The sequence below is a fragment of the Streptomyces herbicida genome, from assembly GCF_032656585.1.
Taxonomy (GTDB): Bacteria; Actinomycetota; Actinomycetes; order Streptomycetales; family Streptomycetaceae; genus Streptomyces; species Streptomyces herbicida.
Window position 1 is genome coordinate 333662 of record NZ_JAUYWJ010000005.1, and the last position, 21994, is coordinate 355655.

The 21994-nt window shown below is 72.0% G+C and carries 16 protein-coding genes and 1 pseudogene; 12 read left to right on the top strand and 5 right to left on the bottom strand.

The window, feature by feature from the left end:
- Positions 1-13: 13 nt before the first annotated feature.
- The 6 genes and pseudogenes from Q8A52_RS13800 to Q8A52_RS13825 all read left to right on the top strand — a co-directional run bounded on the left by Q8A52_RS13800 (position 14) and on the right by Q8A52_RS13825 (position 7258).
- Positions 14-1063, top strand: a complete 1050-nt coding sequence (locus tag Q8A52_RS13800; protein WP_316751602.1) for a thiolase domain-containing protein — start codon at positions 14-16, stop codon at positions 1061-1063.
- Complete coding sequence (locus Q8A52_RS13805) at positions 1060-2226, top strand: thiolase domain-containing protein (protein WP_316751604.1); 1167 nt, start codon at positions 1060-1062, stop codon at positions 2224-2226. The genes Q8A52_RS13800 and Q8A52_RS13805 overlap by 4 nt, the downstream gene beginning before the upstream one ends.
- An 82-nt stretch (positions 2227-2308) precedes the next feature.
- On the top strand, positions 2309-2551 hold the full coding sequence (locus Q8A52_RS13810; RefSeq protein WP_316751606.1) for a DUF397 domain-containing protein: 243 nt from the start codon (positions 2309-2311) through the stop codon (positions 2549-2551).
- Positions 2552-2702: 151 nt separating this feature from the next.
- Positions 2703-3636 (top strand): annotated as a pseudogene (locus Q8A52_RS13815) (universal stress protein).
- Positions 3637-3798: 162 nt separating this feature from the next.
- A complete protein-coding gene (locus Q8A52_RS13820; protein ID WP_316751608.1) occupies positions 3799-6711 on the top strand; it encodes an ATP-binding protein in 2913 nt (970 codons plus the stop codon).
- Between the two features lie 49 nt (positions 6712-6760).
- Complete coding sequence (locus tag Q8A52_RS13825) at positions 6761-7258, top strand: hypothetical protein (RefSeq protein ID WP_316751610.1); 498 nt, start codon at positions 6761-6763, stop codon at positions 7256-7258.
- A gap of 9 nt (positions 7259-7267) precedes the next feature.
- Here the strand turns inward: Q8A52_RS13825 and Q8A52_RS13830 are convergent, their stop codons facing one another.
- Together Q8A52_RS13830 and Q8A52_RS13835 are read right to left on the bottom strand one after the other, a co-directional pair.
- The gene (locus Q8A52_RS13830; protein ID WP_316751612.1) at positions 7268-9241 is read right to left on the bottom strand and encodes an N-acetylmuramoyl-L-alanine amidase; all 1974 of its coding nucleotides are present in this window, start codon (positions 9239-9241) and stop codon (positions 7268-7270) included.
- Positions 9242-9502: 261 nt separating this feature from the next.
- The gene (locus tag Q8A52_RS13835; RefSeq protein WP_316751613.1) at positions 9503-10642 is read right to left on the bottom strand and encodes an aminoglycoside phosphotransferase family protein; all 1140 of its coding nucleotides are present in this window, start codon (positions 10640-10642) and stop codon (positions 9503-9505) included.
- Between the two features lie 257 nt (positions 10643-10899).
- Here Q8A52_RS13835 and Q8A52_RS13840 point away from each other — a divergent pair, with 257 nt between their 5' ends.
- Complete coding sequence (locus tag Q8A52_RS13840; protein WP_316751615.1) at positions 10900-12387, top strand: DNA-binding protein NsdB; 1488 nt, start codon at positions 10900-10902, stop codon at positions 12385-12387.
- Positions 12388-12464: 77 nt separating this feature from the next.
- On the opposite strand, the gene Q8A52_RS13845 is transcribed toward Q8A52_RS13840, so the two are convergent.
- On the bottom strand, positions 12465-13904 hold the full coding sequence (locus Q8A52_RS13845) for a PP2C family protein-serine/threonine phosphatase (protein ID WP_316751617.1): 1440 nt from the start codon (positions 13902-13904) through the stop codon (positions 12465-12467).
- A 361-nt stretch (positions 13905-14265) separates the two neighbouring features.
- Between Q8A52_RS13845 and Q8A52_RS13850 the strand changes: the two genes are divergently transcribed.
- The gene (locus Q8A52_RS13850; protein ID WP_316751620.1) at positions 14266-14679 is read left to right on the top strand and encodes an SsgA family sporulation/cell division regulator; all 414 of its coding nucleotides are present in this window, start codon (positions 14266-14268) and stop codon (positions 14677-14679) included.
- Between the two features lie 140 nt (positions 14680-14819).
- Positions 14820-16844, top strand: a complete 2025-nt coding sequence (locus Q8A52_RS13855) for a phosphocholine-specific phospholipase C (RefSeq protein ID WP_316751622.1) — start codon at positions 14820-14822, stop codon at positions 16842-16844.
- On the opposite strand, the gene Q8A52_RS13860 is transcribed toward Q8A52_RS13855, so the two are convergent.
- The gene (locus Q8A52_RS13860; protein ID WP_316751623.1) at positions 16834-17859 is read right to left on the bottom strand and encodes a Gfo/Idh/MocA family protein; all 1026 of its coding nucleotides are present in this window, start codon (positions 17857-17859) and stop codon (positions 16834-16836) included. The two genes, Q8A52_RS13855 and Q8A52_RS13860, sit on opposite strands and share 11 nt — an antisense overlap.
- A 60-nt stretch (positions 17860-17919) precedes the next feature.
- Positions 17920-19014: a baeRF3 domain-containing protein gene (locus Q8A52_RS13865; protein ID WP_316751625.1), complete on the bottom strand. Its 1095-nt coding sequence runs from the start codon at positions 19012-19014 to the stop codon at positions 17920-17922.
- A gap of 110 nt (positions 19015-19124) precedes the next feature.
- Between Q8A52_RS13865 and Q8A52_RS13870 the strand changes: the two genes are divergently transcribed.
- From Q8A52_RS13870 to Q8A52_RS13880, 3 genes are all read left to right on the top strand, one after another.
- Entirely contained in the window at positions 19125-19475 is a 351-nt protein-coding gene (locus Q8A52_RS13870; protein ID WP_316751627.1) for a hypothetical protein, read from the top strand.
- A 75-nt stretch (positions 19476-19550) separates the two neighbouring features.
- Positions 19551-19841, top strand: a complete 291-nt coding sequence (locus Q8A52_RS13875; protein WP_316751629.1) for a hypothetical protein — start codon at positions 19551-19553, stop codon at positions 19839-19841.
- Positions 19842-20151: 310 nt separating this feature from the next.
- On the top strand, positions 20152-21888 hold the full coding sequence (locus Q8A52_RS13880) for a fatty acyl-AMP ligase (RefSeq protein WP_316751631.1): 1737 nt from the start codon (positions 20152-20154) through the stop codon (positions 21886-21888).
- Positions 21889-21994 lie beyond the last annotated feature (106 nt).

Below are 21994 nucleotides of genomic sequence, written 5' to 3' on the forward strand. Positions count from 1 at the left end.
GCAAGGAGCCGCCGTGACGCGGGACATCGCCGTCGTGGCCTTCGCGCAGACCGACCACCGGCGCACCAGCGAGGAGCTCTCCGAGGTGGAGATGCTCATGCCGGTGCTGCACGAGGTCCTCGGCCGAACCGGCCTGAAGGCCGCCGACATCGGCTTCACCTGCTCCGGCTCCAGCGACTACCTGGCCGGCCGGGCCTTCTCCTTCACCCTCGCCCTCGACGGCGTGGGCGCCTGGCCGCCCATCTCCGAGTCGCACGTGGAGATGGACGGCGCGTGGGCGCTGTACGAGGCGTGGACCAAGCTGCTCACCGGGGACGCGGACACCGCACTCGTGTACGCGTACGGCAAGTCCTCGCCCGGCTCGGTCCGTGACGTGCTCACCCGTCAGCTGGACCCGTACTACGTCGCCCCGCTGTGGCCGGACTCCGTGGCCCTGGCCGCGCTCCAGGCGCAGGCGCTCATCGACGCGGGGGACACCGACGAGCCCGCGCTCGCCGCCGTCGGGGCACGCAGCCGGGCGGCCGCCGCGGACAACCCCCATGCACAGCTGCGTGGTCCGGTGTCCCGGGGCGACTACCTGGTACGGCCCCTGCACATCGGCGACTGTCCGCCCATCGGCGACGGTGCCGCCGCGGTGATCCTCGCGGCCGGCGAGCGGGCCCGGGACCTGTGTGCGCGGCCCGCCTGGATCCGGGGCCTCGACCACCGCATCGAGGCGCACGGACTGGGCGTGCGCGACCTGACCGACTCACCTTCCGCGCGTCTTGCCGCACAGCGCGCGGGTGCCTTCGAACGACCCGTCGACACCGCCGAGTTGCACGCGCCCTTCGCCTCCCAGGAGGTCGTCCTGCGCAAGGCGCTGCGGCTCGACGAGAGCGTGCGCGTCAACCCGTCCGGCGGCGCCCTGGCCGCGAACCCGGTCATGGCCGCCGGTCTTGTGCGGATCGGCGAGGCAGCCGCCCGGATCCACCGCGGCGAGTCCGACCGGGCGCTCGCCCATGCCACGTCCGGCCCCTGTCTGCAGCAGAACCTGGTCGCCGTACTCGAAGGGGATCCACGATGAGCAAGGAGCCCGTGGCCGTCACAGGGATCGGCCAGACCAAGCACGTGGCGGCCCGCCGGGACGTGTCGATCGCCGGACTCGTCCGCGAGGCCGCCCGGCGGGCCCTGGACGACGCCGAGTTGACCTGGTCCGACATCGACGCCGTCGTCATCGGCAAGGCGCCCGACTTCTTCGAGGGCGTCATGATGCCGGAGCTGTACCTGGCCGACGCGCTCGGCGCGGTCGGCAAGCCCATGCTGCGGGTGCACACGGCCGGCTCGGTCGGCGGGTCCACCGCGCTCGTCGCCGCGGGCCTCGTGGCGGCGCGCGTCCACGGCACGGTCCTCACTCTCGCCTTCGAAAAACAATCCGAATCCAACGCCATGTGGGGTCTGTCCCTGCCGATCCCCTTCCAGCAGCCGCTGCTCGCGGGCGCCGGCGGGTTCTTCGCGCCGCACGTGCGCGCGTACATGCGGCGCAGCGGCGCGCCCGACACGATCGGCTCCCTGGTCGCCTACAAGGACCGGCGCAACGCCCTGAAGAACCCCTACGCCCACCTCCACGAGCACGACATCACGCTGGAGAAGGTCCAGGCGTCCCCCATGTTGTGGGACCCCATTCGCTACTCGGAGACCTGCCCGTCCTCGGACGGCGCCTGCGCCATGGTCCTGACCGACCGCGCCGGGGCCGCCCGTGCGCCCCGGCCGCCCGCCTGGATGCTGGGCGGCGCGATGCGCAGCGAGCCCACGCTGTTCGCCGGGAAGGACTTCGTCTCGCCGCAGGCCGGCAAGGACTGTGCCGCCGACGTCTACCGGCAGGCCGGGATCGCCGACCCGCGCCGGGACATCGACGCCGTCGAGATGTATGTGCCGTTCTCCTGGTACGAGCCCATGTGGCTGGAGAACCTGGGCTTCGCCGAGGAGGGCGAGGGCTGGAAGCTCACCGAGTCCGGGGTGACGGAGCTCGACGGGGACCTGCCCGTCAACATGTCCGGAGGCGTGCTGTCCACCAACCCGATCGGTGCCTCGGGCATGATCCGCTTCGCCGAGGCGGCGCTCCAGGTCCGTGGACAGGCGGGAGAGCACCAGGTGGGCGGGGCTCGCAAGGTGCTCGGGCACGCCTACGGCGGCGGCTCCCAGTTCTTCTCCATGTGGCTCGTGGGATCCGATGCTCCCGACACCTGAAAGGTCCTCCTCACGTGGCCTGTCGGCGGTCGGGGACGATCGCTAGGCTGACCGCGGACGACGAATCGGGAGGAGCACGGACGTGGCCGAGAGCACCATCCAGCAGCAGCCGCTCACGGGCTGGGACAAGCCGGAGCTGGACCTGAGCGGGGCCGAGTGGCAGTCCAGCAGCCGAGGCATGGGGGATGTCCAGATCGCCTTTGTCGAGGGATTCATCGCGATGCGCAACAGCGGCCGTCCCGAGAGCCCTTCCCTGATCTTCACGCCCGCGGAGTGGGGCGCGTTCGTGTCCGGCGCGAGGGAAGGGGAGTTCGACCTGACCTGAGCCCGGGGCGCCGCGAGCGCGTCGGCGAGCCGAACCGGTGGGTGTTCCGTCCCGTTTTCCGGACACGCGACCTGTAGTACCCCTCCGGGGCCACCGCCTCGGCGAGGCCGGCCCCGGACATGGGGAGGTCGCCTTCCGGAGGTGAGCAACGATGAGCACTGCGCCGGTCGTCGCCGCGGTCGACGGTTCCAAGGACAGCCTGCGTGCCCTGGACTGGGCCCTCGAGGCCGCCCGCAGGCGCACCGCCCCGCTGCGGGTGGCGCACGCGTGGCAGTACGCGGCCTGGGCCCAGCCCGACGTCCTGGTCGCGGGGCCGCCGGGACCGGACGACGATCCCGTCCTCGACCGGGTGCGCGTCATCTGGCGGGCCGCACCGAGGGCCTCGAGGTGGAGTACACCGCCCCCGTGGGGGCGCCCGTCGTCGTCCTGCCCGAACTCAGCTCCACCGCACAGCTGTTGGTGCTGGGCTCCCGGGGGCGCGGCGGCTTCGCCGGCCTGCTGCTCGGCTCCAACAGCCTTGCGCCGCCCGGGACGCCGAGTGCCCCGTCGTCGTGGTGCCCCGGCCCGGCCGCGATGGGGGTACCTCCCACGCCTTTCGGGCAGCGGGGGAGCACGGCGAGCTGCCGGACGGGCCCGGGCCCCGGGTGGTCGTCGGCCTGCACGTGGACAGCCCCGACGAGGTCGCCCTGGCCTTCGCCTTCACCGAGGCCGCCCTGCTCGGCGCCCGCCTCCGGGTGATCGCCGCCTACCCGTGGCCGGTGACGAGCCTGGCGGCACCCGGCGAGCCGATCCCGCCCACCTTCGACCAGAGTGCCGTCGAGCACGAGACACGGACCCTGGCGGAGGGCTTCCTCGCCCCGCACCGCAAGGCGTACCCGGACGTCCGTTGCGACATCGCCCCGCTGCCCGGCGACGCGGCCGGCCACCTCGTGGCCGCCTCCGGGGACGCCGTGCTGATCGTCGTGGGGCGCCACCGCCGACGCCTCCTCGCACCGGCCCGCATGATGGGCTCCGTCACCCAGGCGGTCCTGCTGCACGCGGCGAGCCCGATCGCGGTGGTACCGCCCGCGCCCCCCGAGGAGTGAGGCGTACCCGCTCCGCGGGGGAACCGGAGACCCGCGCCGACCTTTTCGGGCAGTACCCGCCGACCAGGCTCACGCGGTCTTCGTGAGGCGTACGCTGGGGTGCCTGACAGCCACGCTGCGTGCCCGCTCCCCGCGCGGACGCGACTGTGGCGGGGGGTAGTGATGGAACAGCGGATCGTTCGGAGCAGGCGGACGCTCCTCGAACGGGAGAGCGAACTCGCCGCGATCGACGAGGCGTTGGGCGAGCTCACCGGCCTGCGTGCGGACGGCGCCGAACAGCCCGGGCCACGGCGCGGCGCGCTGCTGGCCTTCGCGGGCCGCGCCGGAATCGGCAAGACCACCCTCCTCGCCGAGGTCCGCCGCCGCGCCACCGCACAGGGCTGCACGGTGCTGTCCGCCCGCGGCGGCGACCAGGAACAGCGCGTCGCCTTCCACGTGGCCCGCCAGCTCCTGCAGCCGCAGCTCGCGGGCGTGCCGGAGGCCGAACTCCGTTCCTCGCTGGGCAGTTGGTACGACATCGTCGGCCCCGCCCTCGGCCTGTGCGCCCCCACCGAGGGCGCCCCGCCCGACCAGCAGGGCCTGGGCGACGGCCTCGACTGGGTGCTCACCCATCTCGCCGTACGCCGCGCCCCGATGGTCCTGGTCCTCGACGACGCCCACTGGGCCGACGCCGAATCCCTGCGCTGGCTGGCCGCGTTCGCACCCCGGGCCGAGGAACTCCCGCTGCTGGTCGTCGTCGCCTACCGGCCCGACGAACTGCCCGACCACGCCGAGTCGTTCCGCGGACTGCCCGGACGCGCGGGCGGACGCCCGCTCGGCCTGGAGCCGCTCAGCGTCGCCGCCGTGGCCCGGCTCGTGCGGGAGACCCTCGGCGCGCACGCCGACGACGCGTTCTGCCGCGAGTGCTGGGCCGTCACCGCGGGCAACCCGTTCGAGACCGTCGAGCTGACCGCCAAGGTGCACGACCGCGGTCTCACCCCGACCGAGGCCGGGGCACCCCTGCTGCGCGACCTCGCCGCCGCCGTCAAGGGCAGCGGTCTGATCACCCGGCTCGAACGCCTCGGCACCTCCACCGTGCGCTTCGCCTGGGCCTGCGCCGTCCTGGGCACCGAGATCCATCCGGCGCTCGCCGCCGCCGTCGCCGGACTCGGCCCCGAAGAGGCCGCCGACGCCGCGGACGCGCTGCGCGGCGCCCGCATCCTGACCGGTGACGTGACCGCCGAGGGCACCCTGGAGTTCGTCCACCCGCTGATCGCCACCGCCGTCTACCGGGCCATCCCGACCGGCGTCCGGGTCGCCCTGCACGGACAGGCCGCCTGGTGCGTGATCAACGACGGGCAGGGGCCCTCCGCCGCCGCCCGCCACCTCATGGAGACCCACCCCGACGGCGACACCTGGGTCGTGCAGCAACTGCGCGCCGCCGCCGGTGAGACCCTCAGGGCCGGCGCCCCCGATGCCGCCCGCGGCTACCTCGCCCGTGCGCTGCGCGAACCCCCGCTCCCGGCCGACCGGGCCGCCGTCCTGTACGAGCTGGGCTCCGCCTCCCTGCTCACCGAACCGGCGACCACCGTCAACCATCTGCGCGCCGCCCTCGAGGAACCCATCGCCGACCCCGAGCTGCGGCACCACATCGTCTACCGCCTCTCCCAGGTCCTCGCCCACAGCGACCACCTCGCCGAGGCCTCCGACACCCTCGCACGCGAGATCCGGCTGACCGGAGACGCCCGGGTCAGGCTGCGCATGGCGGCCGAGCAGTTCATGTGGGACGCCTTCCGCGCCGACGAGCCGGACCATCCCGCCCGCTCCCGTCGCCTCGCCCGGCTCGCCGACCGGCTCAAGGGCCGCGACCTCACCGAGCGATATGTCATCGGACTGCGCACCTGGGACGCGATCCTGCGCGGCGAACCTGCCCACGTCGCCCTCCGCCACGCCGAACGCGCCCTCTGCGGCGGCCTCGGCTGGGCCGAGCCCGACCGCGGATTCGAGGTACCGGTCCTGGTGGCCCTGGCCTTCATGTACGCCGACCGGCCGGGCCGCACGGAAGAGCTCTTCGCCGCCGGGATAGCCGACTACGAGCACCGGGGCTGGCGCGGCGCCCACCTTTCCTTCGCCTACACCCTGCTGGCCTACGTCCGCTACCGCCGCGGGCGGCTCGCCGAGGCCGAGGACTTCGTCCGCGCGGGCCTCAGACTCGCCGAACGCGTCGGGCCCGGCACCCCCGCCCACTGGTACGCCATGGGCATCCTGATCGAGATCCTGCTCGCCCGGGGCCGGGTCGCGGAGGCCGCCCGGACCGCCGACGCCTTCTGCTTCGGGGAACCCTTCCCGGCGGCCGTCGTCTTCCCCGACGCCCAGACCGTGCACGGCGAACTGCTCCTGGCCCGCGGCCTGCCCGAGGAAGCGGCCGCCGCGCTCACGGCCGCCGGACGCCGCCTCGACCCGCGGGGCATCCGCAATCCGGCCTGGTGTCCCTGGCAGCTGCACCTCGCCCGCGCTCAGAGCCACGACGACCCCGAACGGGCCCTGGACACCGCCCTCGAGGCGGTCGGCCGCGCCCGCCAGTTCGGCGCGCCGTCCGCCATCGGACAGGCCCTGCGGACGGCCGCCGAGGTGTCCTCGGGCTCTGCCCGGGTCAAGTACCTGGAGGAGGCCGTCACCCATCTGGACCGCTCCCCGGCGGCCTACGAGCTCGCCTGCGCACTGGTCGCCCTGGGCACCGAACTGCGCCGTAACGGCCGCGCCAGGGAAGCCGCCGACCATCTCTACCGGGGCCTCGACACGGCGGTCCAGTGCGGCGCCGACGGCCTCGCCGAGACGGCCCGCGACGAACTGGCCGCCGCCGGCCTGCGCCCCCGCCGACTGCACAGCACCGAGACCGACACCCTCACGACACGCGAACGGACGGCTGCCACCCTCACCGTCGCCGGCCGCACCGAGCCGGAGATCGCAGGGGAACTCCACACGGACGAGCAGACCGTCGTATGCCTCCTGTCGGCGGTCTACCGGAAGCTGGGCACCGACCCCTCGGGACTGGCCGCGGCCCTGGGCGAGGGCAGGGGATCCGGCACCCGTTGAGACGGCTCCCGCACGTCACCGATCGCGTCCATGCACGTACCATGGCCGCATGTCGTTCCTCCGCCGCCGCAGCACCACTCCCGCCGGGCCCGACTTCGACGTACTGGCCATGGATCCGGGCGACTGGCCCGGCAATCTGGGCGCGGGTCTGCTGCCCGCCCCCGACGGCAGCTGCCAGGGCGTCTTCCTGCGCTACGACCTGTTCGGCGGTCGCGGCCCCGCCATGATCATCGGCAATCTGCCCGAGGGTTCCCCTGCGCGCGAGGTGGCCGAGGGCGAGGTCCCCTTCGAGGTGGCCCAGCTGCTGCTGGCACTGGAGAACGACGAGGAGGTGACCGTCACCGACACGGAGGACATGCCGGTGCTGCAGGGCGACAACCTCCTGATCGTGCGGCGCCTGAAGCTCTCCGAGAGCCGGATCTCCTGCGTCCAGTTCGACCGCAGCGACGGCGTCCTGGTCACCATCGCCGCCTGGGACCGCCCCATCACCGACGACCTGTACGCCCTGCTGAAGCCGCTCCCGGCGGAGCTTTTCCAGCAGGGCTGACGCGGGCGGCTAGCGGGCCGAGGAGGACTCGACGCGGACGTCCGCCGCGCGGACGAACGCCACCCGGTGTCCGTACTGGATTTCGTAGTACAGGTCCTTGCCGACCACGACCTTGTGCGAGTCGGTGGTGAAGGTGACCGCGTAGTAGTACTCGCCCGGCACCTCGTCACCGACCACATACTTCTGGTTCGCCGGCACGGTGTACGGCAGTGGCGCCACCGTCTGGGCGGGCACTCCCGTCGGATAGGCCTCCTTCTCCGGGTACGCGCGGCCGTACACGGGGATGCTCGGCAGACCGTCCTTCGGCGTGATCACCACGCCGGAGGCGTTCACCGCCGTCGGCTTCTTCTGCGGGTTCCTGAACCACGCCTCCTGGCCCAGGTACCAGATGGCCGTCCAGTCGCCCCAGCGGTCGGCGACCGCGTACTGCTGGCCGGTGGAGACCCGCGAGGACAGATCGTTCACCCCCGTGGTCGGGGTCGTGCCCAGGCCGATGTCCTTGATCAGGGCCGAGTTCTCGTCGTGGTCGGAGTACAGCCGCACCTCGCTGGAGCCGTGCGCCGCGCAGGGCTCGCCCTTGGCGGTGCAGCCCGTGTACTGCGGCTGGTTCGAGGCGTAGTCCGGCCGGATCGTCACCAGGCCGCCCTTCTTGCCCGCGGTGCGCTTGAAGGGGTGGCCCAGCAGGTCGAAGTAGTGCCGCCAGTCCCAGTACGGGCCCGGGTCGGTGTGCATGCCAGGGATCGTCGACGTGGTCGGCCCCGGCACGTTGTCGTGGCCGAGGATGTGCTGCCGGTCCACGGGGATGCCGTACTTCTTGGCGAGGTACTTCACCAGCCGGGCCGACGACCGGTACATCGCCTCCGTGTACCAGGCGTCCGGCGCCGCCAGGAAGCCCTCGTGCTCGATGCCGACCGACTTCGCGTTGATGTACCAGTTGCCCGCGTGCCAGGCCACGTCCTTGGCCTTGACATGCTGGGCGATCAGACCGTCCGTGGAGCGGATGGTGTAGTTCCAGGACACATAGGTGGGGTCCTGTACCAGGTTCAGGACCCCGTCCCAGGTGCCCTCGGTGTCATGGACGACGATGTACTTGATGCTCTGCGAGGCCGGCCGGTCACCGAGGTCGTGGTTGCCGTAGTCGTTGTCCCCGAACTCCGCGTACGGCGCCGGGATCCACTCGCAGGACACCGACGCCGGGCACTGGGTCCCGTCGGCGGACACCGTGCGCAGACCCGCGCGCCGCAGCTGTGCGGTGTGCGCCCGCAGCTGCGGCTGCGGGGCCAGCCTGACCTGCTGCCCCTCGTCCGTGGTGCGCGCCTCGCCGGTGCGCAGCACGTCGTACACGTCGTTCGCGTACGCCGCCGCGGTCGCAGTGTCGTCCGCGCCGGAGAACCGGGCCACCGCGCCGTACCAGTCGGCCGGGTCCGAACTGAGCGGCTCACCCAGGGCCTTCTGGGCGGCGGCGAGCAGGGCGGCACCGCCGGCCACATTGGCCGTGGGGTCGGTGCGCAGCTCCTCGGCAGGGATACCGGTCAGCCCGGCCGCTCTCGGCAGGGTCCTGAGGCGGGCCGGGAGCGCGGAGCTGTTCGGCGCCTCGGTGTGCGGGTGCAGCGCCGCGCGGGCGTCGTCGCCGCGGGCGTCCTCGGTGCCGTCGGCGAAGTGCTCGGCCGTGGCCAGCGCGGTGCGCGCGTCGGTGAGATGCATCGGGCCGTAGCCGCCGGTGACACTCGGCGCCCCGGCATGCGTGTCCCAGCGGGACTGGAGGTAGGAGACGGCCAGCAGAACGCTCTGCGGCACGTGGTACTCCGCGGCCGCGCCGGCGAAGGCACGCTGCAGCACGCCGGTGGAGGACTCGGTGGAGCTCGGGGCGGGGGCCGCGCCGAGCAGGGGGAGCAGCAGGGCTGCGGAGGCCACTGCGCCGACCGCCCTGAGGGTGCGTCTGCTGCCGGGCGTCGAGGTGGGGTCGGTGGCGGATCCTCGCAATGCGGCCTCCTGTGCCGGGCGGGCGTGGCGGGGCGTGCGGAGCCGAGCTGGGTCAGTGGTACCGGCTTGCCGACGATCCGTCAATGATGCCCGGAGGAGGGAGACTTCCCATGTCAGGAAGGTGTTCGGCGAGTTTCGTGGCGGCGGCGCGCGGGCCTGCGGGGCGTCAGTGGCGTACACCAATGGTCGCCCACCGACCGGCCCGTACACACGAAGATCCGCGGTGCGCCGAACTCGGCGCACCGCGGACCGACATCCCCGTCAGCGAGTGCCGACCGCCGCGCGCACCGCCCTGCGGGCCAGCTGGCAGTCGTCGTGCAGCCGCCTCAGCAGCAGCCGCTGTTCCTCGCCGGACGGCACCGCGGCCGGATGGGCCGCGCCCGGTGCCACCGGGGCCGGGTCGTGCATCGAGCGCTGCACGGCCGTCTCGTAGGTACGGATTTCCCGGGTGAGCACCAGCATCAGGTTCACCAGGAAGGCGTCACGCGCGGCGGGGCCCGCCGACTGGGCGATCTGGCTGATCTGCCGCCGCGCGACCGGCGCGTCCCCGAGGACCGACCACAGCGTGGCCAGGTCGTAGCCCGGCAGGTACCAACCCGCGTGCTCCCAGTCCACCAGCACTGGACCGGCCGGTGAGAGCAGGATGTTCGAGAGCAGTGCGTCGCCGTGGCAGAACTGGCCCATCCCCTGGCGGCCCGATGCATGCGCGATGCCGTGCAGCAGCTTCTGCAGGTCGCCCATGTCCCGGTCGGTGAGCAGCCCCAGCTCGTGATACCGGGAGATACGGGCCGCGTAGTCCAGCGGGGCGTCGAAGGTGCCCGCCGGGGGCCGCCAGGCGTTCAGCCGGCAGATCGCGCCGAGCGCCGCCCGGATGTCCGCGCGCGGCGGAGCCTCGGCCGGGTGCCGCTGGAACGCCGCCACCCGGCCCGGCATGCGTTCGACCACCAGAGTGCAGTTGTCCGGGTCCGCCGCGATCAGCCTCGGCGCCCGGACCGGCGGCCGGTGCCGGACGAACGAGCGGTATGCGGCTATTTCGTGCCGGTACCGCTCGGCCCACGCGGGGGAGTGGTCGAGCAGACACTTGGCGACGGCCGTGCTGCGCCCCGTGGTCCCGACGAGGAGCACGGACCGCCCGCTGCGGCGCAGCACCTGCACCGGAGCGAACTCCGGACAGATGCGGTGCACCGAGGCGATCGCGGTGCGCAGCTGGGCGCCCTGGGGGCCGGACAAGTCGAGTCTCCCGCTGAGCGGTTGCGTACCGATCCCCGCGGCACGCCGGGGCCGGCCCGCGACCGGCACGGGCGCCCCCGGACGCGCGGGGTCGAGGTAGGGGCCGCTGCCCGCCGGACGGGTGCGCAGCGACCGGGGCGGGGCGGACACGGAGGACGATGCTGCGTACATGGGCGATACCCATCCCTTCGTGTGCCTGCATGCCTGCCTTGTGAGTCCTTGCGCCCACCCGGCCCGGCCGCCCGGGCGCATCCTGGGGAATGCACCCGCTGTGACGAGTGGCGACCGGGTCGGGGTGGCGCGTTCCTACCTGACACCCGATGCCCAGTGGCACACCATCTGGCGCACCCTGGCGAACCGTGGCGAATAGTCGCCCGGCAACTCTCACCGGGCTACTGTCAACTCAGCCGAGAACCTGGGGGCTTGATGTGAGCGGACAACCCAACACCCGCCTCGCGGATCTGTTCGGCCTGGCCGGCTGGTCCAAGGGCGAACTCGCGAGGCTGGTCAACAAGCAGGCGGCGGCCATGGGCCACCCCCAGCTGGCGACCGACACCTCCCGGGTGCGGCGGTGGATCGACATGGGAGAGATCCCGCGCGATCCGGTGCCGCGGGTGCTGGCGGCCCTGTTCACCGAGCGTCTCGGCCGTGTCGTGACCATCGAGGACCTCGGTCTGGTGCGGCACGGGCGTACGGGGAAACGGCCGGGCGGCGGGAATGTGGAACATCCCGACGGCGTGCCGTGGGCGCCCGAACGTACCGCCGCGGTCCTCACCGAATTCACGGGAATGGACCTCATGCTCAACCGACGCGGCTTGGTGGGCGCGGGTGCCGCGCTCGCCGCGGGATCCGCACTCAGCAGCGCCATGTACGACTGGCTGCACAACGACCCGACACTCAAGGCCGACGCCCCTGCCCTCGACGACCCCCTGCACGCCGACCCCGCTGGGTTCGACCGCTATGAGGCCGCCCCCATCGGATCGCAGGAGATCGAGGAGCTGGAGCGCTCGGTCGAGGTGTTCCGAGCCTGGGACGCGGCCCGCGGCGGCGGGCTGCAGCGCAAGGCTGTGGTGGGTCAGCTCAACGAGGTGGGCGGCATGCTCGCCTACCGCCACCCCGACCATCTCCAGCGGCGCCTGTGGGGCGTCGCGGCCAACCTCGCCGTCCTCGCGGGCTGGATGTCGCACGACGTCGGCCTGGAACCCACGGCCCAGAAGTACTTCGTCATCGCCGCCCATGCGGCCCGTGAGGGCGGTGACCGGCCCCGCGCCGGGGAGGCGCTCTCCAGAGCGGCTCGCCAGATGGTGCATCTGGGCCGGCCGGACGACGCACTCGACCTGATGAAGCTCGCCAAGTCCGGCTCGGGCGACGAGGTGCTGCCGCGCACCAGGGCGATGCTCCACACCATCGAGGCCTGGGCACAGGCGTCGATGGGCAGGGGCCAGGCGATGCGCCGAACCCTCGGACAGGCGGAGGACCTCTTCGTCTCCGACAAGGGCGACGTGCCGCCGCCGAGCTGGATGCAGATGTTCAAGGAGGAGGATCTGTACGGCATGCAGGCCCTGGCCTACCGCACGCTGGCCGAGCACGATCCGAGCGCGGCCGCGCACGCCCAGCACTATGCGGAGAAGGCCCTGGCCCTGCGGATCGACGGCCGGCAGCGGTCGAAGATCTTCGACTTCCTGTCCATGGCCTCCGCCTGCTTCATCGCGAACGACCCCGAACAGGCGGACCGGTACGCCCGGCTGGCCCTGATGTCGATGGGATCGAACTCCTCCCACCGCACCTGGGACCGGCTGCGCCAGATGTACCGGCTGACCGCCGAGTACGCCAGCTATCCGAGGATCCATGAACTGCGGGAGGAGATCATGCTCGCCCTGCCGAAGCCGAAGGGCAGGAACAGCGCTCAGGCGTAGGACCCGAACAGCAGACAGACACAGGGGGCTTGTTCACGCTGCGATGACCACGACGTCTTCCGGGCGTCGGCGTCGTCCTATGAAGTTACCTTGGCGATGAGCACGCAGGCGTCGTCCTCGCGCTCGGTCTCGCCGAGTTCCTCCACGATCACCCGTACACAGTCCTGTGCGGTACGTGCCGTGCCGAAGCGCCCGGCCAGGTCGAGGAGTTGGTTCACGGCCGCCGTCCCGCCCTGCCCGGACACCAGTCCGTCGGTGTGCAGCAGGAGCAGGTCGCCCGGTCGGAGGGTCACTTCGGCCTGCCCGTAGGCGGCTCCGGAGGTGGCTCCGAGCAGGACGCCGTCCGGTGCGGTCAGCATGCACCCCGTCCCGTCGCGGAACAGCAGCGGGGCGGGGTGTCCTGCTTGCGCCCAGACCAGGGTGCGGGTCGCGGGCCGGTAGCGGCAGCAGACGGCGCTGCCCAGGGCCGGTTGCACGGTGGCGTCCAGTAACTGGTTGAGCCAGGCCATCAGCTGACCGGGCTGGGTGCCCGCCATCGCCATGCCGCGCAGGGCGCCGAGCAGCATCGCCATGCCCGAGGTGACGGTCACACCGTGCCCCGTCAGGTCGCCGACGCTGAGCAGTGTGTCGCCGTCGGACAGTTCGATCGCGTCGTACCAGTCGCCCCCGATCAGCGTGCTCGTCGCGGACGGCAGGTAGCGGGCGGCGAGGTCGAGGGTCTGCGGCCCCCGTCGCGGGAGCCGCAGGGAGCCGCGCCACGGCGGCAGCACGGCTTCCTGCAGCTCGACCGCAAGCCGGTGCTCGGTCTGTGCCTGGTGCCGGTGGCGCTGCAACGAGTCACGGGTCTCGCGCACCGTCCGCTGGCTGCGGCGCAGTTCACTGACGTCCCGCAGTACGGCCCACATCGAGGCGGTGCTGCCGTCGGCGTCGAGCACGGGCTCGCCCATCATGTGCACGGTCCGCAGGAGTCCGTCGGGCCGTACCACGCGGAACTCCCCGTCGATCGGCTTGGCGTCTACCAGACAGTCCGTCACCATCGCGGTCAGCTTCGCCCGGTCGTCGTCGAGCACCAGGGACGGCAGTTCGTCGAGGGTGAGCGCGGGTGCGGCCGGGTCGAGGCCGAGGATCTGGTAGAGCTCTCCGGACCAACTGGCCTCGTCCGTCAGCAGGTTCCACTCGGCGCTGCCGACGCGGCTCAGCAGGGAACCGTGGGCCGCATCGCCGGACGCCGGGGGCAGAGCGGCCGCCGGTAACGGCTCGGCCGTGCCCGGCGCCATCGGCAGCGGTCCGTCCCGCAGCTGCGCCAAATGCTGGTCGAGATCGTCGAGTTGGTGCAGCGCGAGGTCGTACAGCGCGCGCTGCCACCGTTCCTCGGGGTCAGAACCGTCGTTCTGCGTGTCCCGCCGTACGGCGTCCATGTCGCCCTTGAGCCGCCGCGTCTGCATTATCAGCGCCTCGACCGAGCCGCGCCCGGGTGGCTGGGCGGCTGGTCGGTCCGCGGAGAGATGGGACGGCATGACGCACTCCGATGCGGGGACGGTACGGCCAAGGAGGACGGAGGGACCGGTTACGACTGTTGCACAGCCCGCGACGCCCTGTAAGGGATTTGGCAACACACGATCCGGTGGTGCTTCTGGCATATGCCAGAGTCTTCAATGCATGCTTGACCGGTGCGAATGGCGTACACGGCGGTGGGGTCAAGTCGTAGACGGCATACGTGCGTTGACCGACCGTGCCGGGTCCGTATGTAGGTTCGGGCGTCCGTTCGACGTGCCTGTGTTCTATGCCGTCCGCCTCCTCGACCGGGCATGGCGAGGTCCGCACCAACTATGTCTGAATTTCGCGCCATGCGAACGGCCGCTGCGGACTCGTAAAGGCATGGACACCACGTTGGAGCAGCCCGCCCGTGCCCGTCTTGTCACTCCCGAGGACCGCGAGGTCCCCGTGCCCGCCCTGCTGCGGTACACCTCCGAGGATCCGCTGGCCGTGTTCTTCGACTTCCCGCCCGAGTCCACCCTCGACGGCGCCTGCGTCACCTGGACCTTCGCGCGCTCCCTCCTCGACGAGGGGCTGAACGCCCCGGCCGGACGCGGGGACGTGCACATCTGGCCGTGCGGCCGGACGCGTACGGTCCTCGAGTTCCACTCGCCGTACGGCATCGCCCTGCTCCAGTTCGACACCTCTGTGCTGCGCCGCTTCCTGCTGCGCACCCATGCCCTGGTGCCGGCCGGGCAGGAGGACGTCGGGGCCGTGGTCGAGCGCGGGCTGAGCGCCCTGTTCGGCGGCGTCTGACGCCAGCCCGCCCGCCCCGGCCGGGGCTTTGACTTTTGTTCACCTCCGTCTCACCGCACGGGTATGGACGTTGACGATCACCCCATGCACCCTTGCGCGCGGTGTGCCACCGGGGCACCCCTGTGACGAGGACGGGGCGAATGACACCGATCAGCCGAAGAGGCTTCGTTGGGCTCGGCGCTTCCGTGGCGGCGGGCATGGCGGTGGGCGCCGGTACGAGTACGGCGGCCGCGGCCCAGAGCGCGGCGACCGGCACGATCAAGGACGTGAAGCACGTGGTGATCCTCATGCAGGAGAACCGCAGCTTCGACCACTACTTCGGGCGCCTCAAGGGCGTCCGCGGCTTCGACGACCGCAGCGGCATCATGCTGAGCGGCGGCCGCTCGGTCTTCAACCAGCCGAACGGGCTGGGCCGGCAGTACCCCTGGAAGCTCAGCGCGACCCCGCCTGCGGGGGGCAAGGACGGCGAGACCCTCGCCCAGTGCAACGGCGATCTTCCGCACTCCTGGTCCTCGCAGCACTCCGCCTGGAACAAGGGCCGCCTCGACAACTGGGTCCTGGGTGTGGGCAACGTCCGCTCCCTGGGCTATCTGGACCGCTCCGACATCCCGTTCCACTACGCGCTCGCCGACAGCTACACCATCTGCGACGCCTACTTCTGCTCCACGCTCAGCGCCACCGGCCCCAACCGCACCTACCTGTGGAGCGGCAAGGTCGACTCCTCCAGCTACGACGGCGGCGACGAGTCGGGCCTGACCTGGCAGAACTACGCCGAAGCGCTGCAGGCCGCCGGGGTGACCTGGAAGGTCTACCAGAACGCCCAGGACAACTACGGGGACAACGGCTGCGCCTACTTCAAGAACTTCGCCAACGCCAAGGCCGGCGACCCCCTCTACGACCGGGGCATGTCCTCCGTCCCGAAGGTGACCGGTTCGACCCCGGACGACATCGCCGCCGCGATCAAGGCCGACGTCCTCGCCGGCACGCTCCCGCAGGTCTCCTGGATCGTCCCCAACCAGGCCTTCTCCGAGCACCCGTACGCCCCGCCCGGCGACGGCGCCCACTTCGTGAACCTCGTCTACCAGGCCCTGGCGGCGGACCGTGACGTCTTCGACTCGACCGTCCTGTTCCTCAACTACGACGAGAACGACGGCTTCTTCGACCATGTCCCGCCGCCCGCCCCGCCCGCCGGAACGGCCGGCGAGTTCCTGAACGGCGTGCCGTACGGCTTCGGCTTCCGCGTCCCGATGCTCGTCGTCTCGCCCTGGACGCGCGGCGGCTGGGTCTCCTCCGAGGTCTTCGAGCACACCTCGGTGCTGCGCTTTCTGGAGACCTGGACCACGGCCATCGGCAAGCCCGCCAACTGCCCCAACATCAGTGCCTGGCGGCGAAAGGTCAGCGGCGACCTGACCGGCGTCTTCGACTTCGCCAACCCGGTCCACGGCCCGGTGACCCTGCCCGCGACCAGCGTCCTCGGCATCAACACCTGCGGCCCGCTGCCCAACCCCGTGCCGACGGACAACGCCCTGCCCGCCCAGGAGCCCGGAACCCGCCCGGCCCGCGCGCTGCCGTACCAGCCGAACGGATACCTGGACCACCTGGAGTTCGGGTCCACCGGCCAGATCCTCGCCTGGTTCACCATGACCAACCAGGGCGCCCCGGCGGCACGGGCGGCCCACTTCTCCATCCATCCGAACGCCTACCGCGACACCACGCCCTGGCAGTACACGGTCGACCCGGGCGGCACCGCCTCCGACTACTTCAACATCGGGCTCGCCTACGGCGGCGGCAAGTACGACATCACCATGGTCGGCCCCAACCGTTTCCTGCGCCGTTTCCAGGGCGACGCGACGAAGGCGGGCAAGTCGGCGGAGGTGAGGACGCGTTACGCCGTGGAGCCCGGCACCGGTAAGCTCGCCGTCTACTTCAGGATGACCAACTCGGGTTCGTCGTCGGTGCGGTTCACGATCACTTCGAACCACTACCGCGGCGACGGACCGTGGACGTACACGGTCGCCGCGGGTGCGTCGACGGAGGACTGGTTCAACGCGGTCGCCCACCAGCAGGGCTGGTACGACTTCACGGTCACCGTCGACTCCGACACGACCTGGTCGCGCCGGTTCACCGGGCACCTGGAGACCGGCGCGCCGAGCATCAGCGGCTGAGCCGCGCGTACAGGTCCGGGCGCGGCGCGAGCTCGACGACCGCCCGGCGGCCGCTCTCCAGCGCCCGGACCCCCGCCTCGGCGACCACGGAGGCCGCGTATCCGTCCCAGACACTGGGGCCCGTGACCGTTCCCCGCCGGGTGGCGTCGACCCACGCCTGCACCTCGCGGTCGTAGGCGTCGGCGAACCGGACGAGATAGTCCTGCGCCACCTCCTCCCGTGCGCTCCCGCGCGCGGTCACGACCATGGTGTGTTCGTCGCCGATCCGGGCGCTGCCCGCCTCGCACACGGCCTCGCACCGCACCTGGTAGCCGAAGCCGCAGTTGACGAAGACCTCGACGTCCACCAGGGCGCCCTGCTCCGTCTCGAAGAGCACGAACTGCGGGTCGACCAGGCCCTTCGGGGCGCCCGGCGAGGACGCCGGACGCAGCACGGTCACGGCGGTCAGCTCCTGGCCCAGCAGCCAGCGGGCCGCGTCGATCTCGTGCGAGACCGAGCTGTTGACCAGCATGGCGCTGGTGAAGTCGGGCGGGGAGGAGACATTGCGGTGGGTGCAGTGCAGCATCAGCGGGCGCCCCAGGGTGCCGCCGTCCAGCAGAGCCTTGAGACGGCGGTACTCGCTGTCGTAGCGGCGCATGAACCCGATCTGCGTCAGCCGCCGCCCGAGCCCTGCCTCCGCCTCCATGACCCGGAGCGCTCCGGTGGAGTCCGGCACCATGGGCTTCTCGCACAGTACCGGCAGTCCGCGTGCAAATGCCGCGAGGAGTGCCTCCTCGTGCGCGGGGCCGGGCGAGGCGATCAGGACGGCCTGCACTCCGGGCGCGTCCAGCGCGGCCACCGCGTCCGTGTGCACCAAGGCCCCGTCCAGGCCGGCCGCAGCCTCCTTGGCCCGGCCGTCGTCGGGGTCGGCGACCGCGGCGACCCTGGCTCCGCTCACCACGTGCTCGAGGCGTCGTATGTGATCGGCCCCCATGTGTCCGGCACCCAGTACAGCCACGCCCAGCAGGTCACCCACGTGCGCACTCCCTCTCAGCCGGCGATCACGCCGTAGCGTACGCCCGCCGGGAAGGCGTCCTCAGTAGCGCAGTACTCCCGCGATCCCGTTCTCGTCGCCCAAGGTGCCGTCCGGTACGAAGCGGACATCGGCGCCGGTCTCCAGGCACTGCTCGACGATCTCGTCCACGATGTCCTCGCGGGCGTCGAGGTCGCCGCTCTCCGCCGGGACCAGATGGTCGCCGTCGTCACGGACGGTGATGCGGTAGTTCTCCTCGACGGCGAGCAGCCGGATGCGGCCCTCGCGGGCGCTCTGCCAGACCTCGTCGACACCCGCGGCGAACTCCTTGCGCCCCCGGGCGGTGGACAGCTCCCGGGACACGGCGTCGGTGTTCCTGCGGGCCTCCGCGGCGACGACCGGCCGTATGGCCTGCCACACCGCCTCGGGGGTGCCGTTCGCCAGCCCGCCGTGCGGGACGTGCACGGCTTCCCTGATGGCGGTGCCCACCTCGTCCAGTGCGGACAGGGCCGCCTGCTCGCCGGTGACGTACAGCGGCCTCGGGTCGGTGCGCAGCACGGCCGTCAGCGCCGTGTCCGCATCGCGCAGGAAGTGACGGGTGTCCTCGTCGCGGAACGTGCTCGGGATGTCGCCGATCTGTTCCTGGCGCTCGGCGTCGAAGTTCTCGCGCCTCCTGGTCAGCGGGAAGCCGCCGGAGTGGTCCTCGGTCACGCGTTCAGGTCCGCCGTTCCACAGCGTGACGCGGTCGGGGGAGACCGAGAGCACCCAGAACGGCCGCTCGGCGGCCTGCGCGGAGACGAGGTTGCGGGTGAGGAAGGTGTCCGAGAGGACGACCCGCTCGGGCACGGTCCGGCCGAGCGACCACACCTGGTGCTCACCGGGTGCGGCGAAGATCACCAGGCCGTCCTCGGCGTGCGCCAGGTCCACCTCGGACAGGGCCCGGTCGAGCTGGTCGACGACGTCGACGCGCCGCTCCCGGGTGACCGAGGGGTCGGACTCCAGCTGCTTCTTGGCCTCGGCCACGACATTGCGCAGCCGGACCGGATCCTGGGCGTTGTAAGGCTCTCGGCGATGCGTCGGCGTCAGCACGGACACCGCGGGATACGGGCGTGGGCGCCGTAGCTCTGTGAGGGTCACGGGACTGAGTGCGTGCTCCATAACAGCACGATAGGACCGATTCACCGATCGGGCATTTGGGGTAATCGACGGCGTTTCCGTGCGGATCTCAGGTCGACAATGGGCACAGATGCGCCGAGGAGGTGGTCGCGGTGGCCCGGCTCGTCGTCGACGGGGAGGACGTGGTCCTCCGTCTCACCCTGCCCGAGCGCGTGCTGGCCCGGCGCCGCGAGGTCCGCCTGCCGCTCACGGCGGTCCGCGAGGTGACCGTCGAGCCGGACTGGTGGCGCGGACTGCGCGGCCTGCCGCGCTCCGCCCGGTGGCTGCCCGACCGGTTCTGTCTGGGCGAGTGGCGGCACCCCGAGGGCCGGGACTTCGTCGCCGTGCGCGAGCACGGTCCTGTCGTGGTCGTTGATCTGCGGCCGTCCGCGCCCTTCGACCGCCTGGCCGTGTCCACGCCCGATCCCGAAGGTGTCGTACGGGCGATCCGCCAGGTGGCTTAATCCCGCTCTCACGCCGTCGCGTTCACCTGGCCGTCACGCGGCGTCGGCCCTCCGAAGCCCCGAGTACCCGAGCGCGTGCTGGCCCGGCGCCGCGAGGTCCGCCTGCCGCTCACGGCGGTCCGCGAGGTGACCGTCGAGCCGGACTGGTGGCGCGGACTGCGCGGCCTGCCGCGCTCCGCCCGGTGGCTGCCCGACCGGTTCTGTCTGGGCGAGTGGCGGCACCCCGAGGGCCGGGACTTCGTCGCCGTGCGCGAGCACGGTCCTGTCGTGGTCGTTGATCTGCGGCCGTCCGCGCCCTTCGACCGCCTGGCCGTGTCCACGCCCGATCCCGAAGGTGTCGTACGGGCGATCCGCCAGGTGGCTTAATCCCGCTCTCACGCCGTCGCGTTCACCTGGCCGTCACGCGGCGTCGGCCCTCCGAAGCCCCGAGTACGCAAGCAATTTACATGCGTCCGTCATTTCGATCAGCTGAGAGTTGCTAGGGTGCTACTCGTCGGTAGCAAACCGAAGCGGGGATCACCGGGAGTCGCTCGACCTGCGACTCCAACGACGGGGGTGCCGAGCCCGACGACCCGGCAAGGGGGCCTGGTCGGTCAGGGCTTGTGCGGTTACGCGTGACGCGTCCCTCGAACGTCAGTTCCCTGCTCACCAATTCAGACAGGTGAGACTCGTCAACATGGCACGTTCCCTGGTCGATTTACTGACCACGCACGCCTCGACCCACCCTGATCGGACCGCCTACCGCTACCTCGTCACGGGCGACAGCGACGGAGAGACGCAGGAGCTCAGCTACGGGCGCCTCGCCGACCGGTCGCGAGCGATCGCCGCCTGGCTGCAGGAGCGCGGACTCGCCGGGTCCCGCGCCATGCTTCTCCACCCCCCCGGCCTGGAGTTCATCTGCGGCTACCTGGGCTGTCTCTCGGCCGGTGTGGCCGCCGTGCCGGGCGTGCCCCCGCAGGGCCGGGCGCAGAACCACCGTGCCCTGACCCGTATGAAGCGCCTGATAGCCGACGCGGACGCCAAGGTCATCCTCGGCGGCCGCGAGGTGATCGCCGCCCTGGACACCATGGCGGAACACCTGCCCGAACTGGACGGCATCGCCCGCATCGCCACCGAGGACATCCCCGACGAGGCGGCCGCCGCCTGGCGCGAACCCGAACTCACCGCGGACTCCGTCGCGTTCCTCCAGTACACCTCCGGCTCGACCTCCGCCCCGCGCGGAGTGGTCGTGACCCACGGAAACCTGCTGGACAACGAACGGGTCATCACCGAGCGGATGGGCCACACCCCCGACACGATCGCGGAGTACGGCCACGAACTGATCGTCAGCTGGCTGCCCGTCTACCACGACATGGGCCTGATGGGCCCGGTCCTCAACACGATGTACCTCGGCACCACCGCCACCCTCTTCTCGCCGCTGCACTTCCTGCAGCAGCCCGCGCGCTGGCTGAAGGCCGTCAGCCGCTTCCGCCCGCACACCAGCGGCGGTCCCAACTTCGCCTACGAACTGTGCCTCAAGCACGCCGGCCCGGACCTGCTCGACGACCTCGACCTCAGCTCCTGGAAGGTCGCCTTCAACGGCGCCGAACCGGTCCGCGCGGCCACCCTGCGGCGGTTCGCCGAGACCTTCGGCGAGGCCGGCTTCCGCCGCGAGGCCTTCTACCCCTGCTACGGCCTCGCCGAGGCCACCCTCATGGTCACCGGCGGCTCCGTGGACACCCCGCCCACGCTGCTGGAACCCGCCGGGAACGGGCCGCACGCAGGTGAGGCGGACGCCTCGGCCGTGGGCTGCGGACGCCCCGGCCCCGGTGTGACCGTGGTGATCGCCGACCCCGAACGACGGGAGGAACTGCCCGAGGGAGAGGTCGGCGAGATCTGGGTCGGCGGCGCGAGCGTCGCCAAGGGCTACTGGCGCAACGCCCTCGCCACCCGTGAGACGTTCCGCGCCGCACTCCCCGACGCCCTCACCGGCCAGGAGCGCCGCTTCCTGCGCACCGGCGACCTCGGATTCCTGCGCGACGGCGAACTGTTCGTCACCGGCCGCCGCAAGGACCTCATCGTCATCGACGGCCGCAACCACTACCCGCAGGACCTGGAGCTGTCCGCCGAGCTGTCCCACCCGGCGCTGCGGCCGGGCTGCACCGCCGCGTTCTCCGTGGACTGCGGGACGGAGGGCGAACAGGCGGTCGTCGTCGCCGAGTTGTCCCCGGACGCGGTCGGCGAGGCCGAGAAGGTCATCGACCTGATCCGCAGCGCGATCGGCGAGGCCCACGGCCTGTCGGTGCGTGACGTCGTGCTGGTCCAGCCCGGCACCATCCCCAAGACGTCCAGCGGGAAGATCCAGCGCCGCGCCACCCGCGCGGCCCATCTCGACGGCACCCTGGCCGTGGTCGGCGAGCCCTCCGCGGTCTGACACCGCCCGCCGCCGGCGCGCCCGTTCGCGCCGGCGGTCCCAGCCGACCGCCGTCGCCCGCCGTCGCCCGCGCCGTCGTTCCGTCGTACGTCCCTCGTACGGCGGT

Excerpts from the sequence above, each read along its gene's own strand:
- Q8A52_RS13820 (WP_316751608.1), top strand. The coding sequence starts at position 3,799 with ATGGAACAGCGGATCGTTCGGAGCAGGCGGACGCTCCTCGAACGGGAG.
- Q8A52_RS13865 (WP_316751625.1), bottom strand. The coding sequence starts at position 19,014 with ATGGAGCACGCACTCAGTCCCGTGACCCTCACAGAGCTACGGCGCCCA.
- Q8A52_RS13850 (WP_316751620.1), top strand. The coding sequence starts at position 14,266 with ATGGACACCACGTTGGAGCAGCCCGCCCGTGCCCGTCTTGTCACTCCC.
- Q8A52_RS13805 (WP_316751604.1), top strand. The coding sequence starts at position 1,060 with ATGAGCAAGGAGCCCGTGGCCGTCACAGGGATCGGCCAGACCAAGCAC.
- Q8A52_RS13835 (WP_316751613.1), bottom strand. The coding sequence starts at position 10,642 with ATGTACGCAGCATCGTCCTCCGTGTCCGCCCCGCCCCGGTCGCTGCGC.
- Q8A52_RS13855 (WP_316751622.1), top strand. The coding sequence starts at position 14,820 with ATGACACCGATCAGCCGAAGAGGCTTCGTTGGGCTCGGCGCTTCCGTG.
- Q8A52_RS13825 (WP_316751610.1), top strand. The coding sequence starts at position 6,761 with ATGTCGTTCCTCCGCCGCCGCAGCACCACTCCCGCCGGGCCCGACTTC.
- Q8A52_RS13845 (WP_316751617.1), bottom strand. The coding sequence starts at position 13,904 with ATGCCGTCCCATCTCTCCGCGGACCGACCAGCCGCCCAGCCACCCGGG.
- Q8A52_RS13880 (WP_316751631.1), top strand. The coding sequence starts at position 20,152 with ATGGCACGTTCCCTGGTCGATTTACTGACCACGCACGCCTCGACCCAC.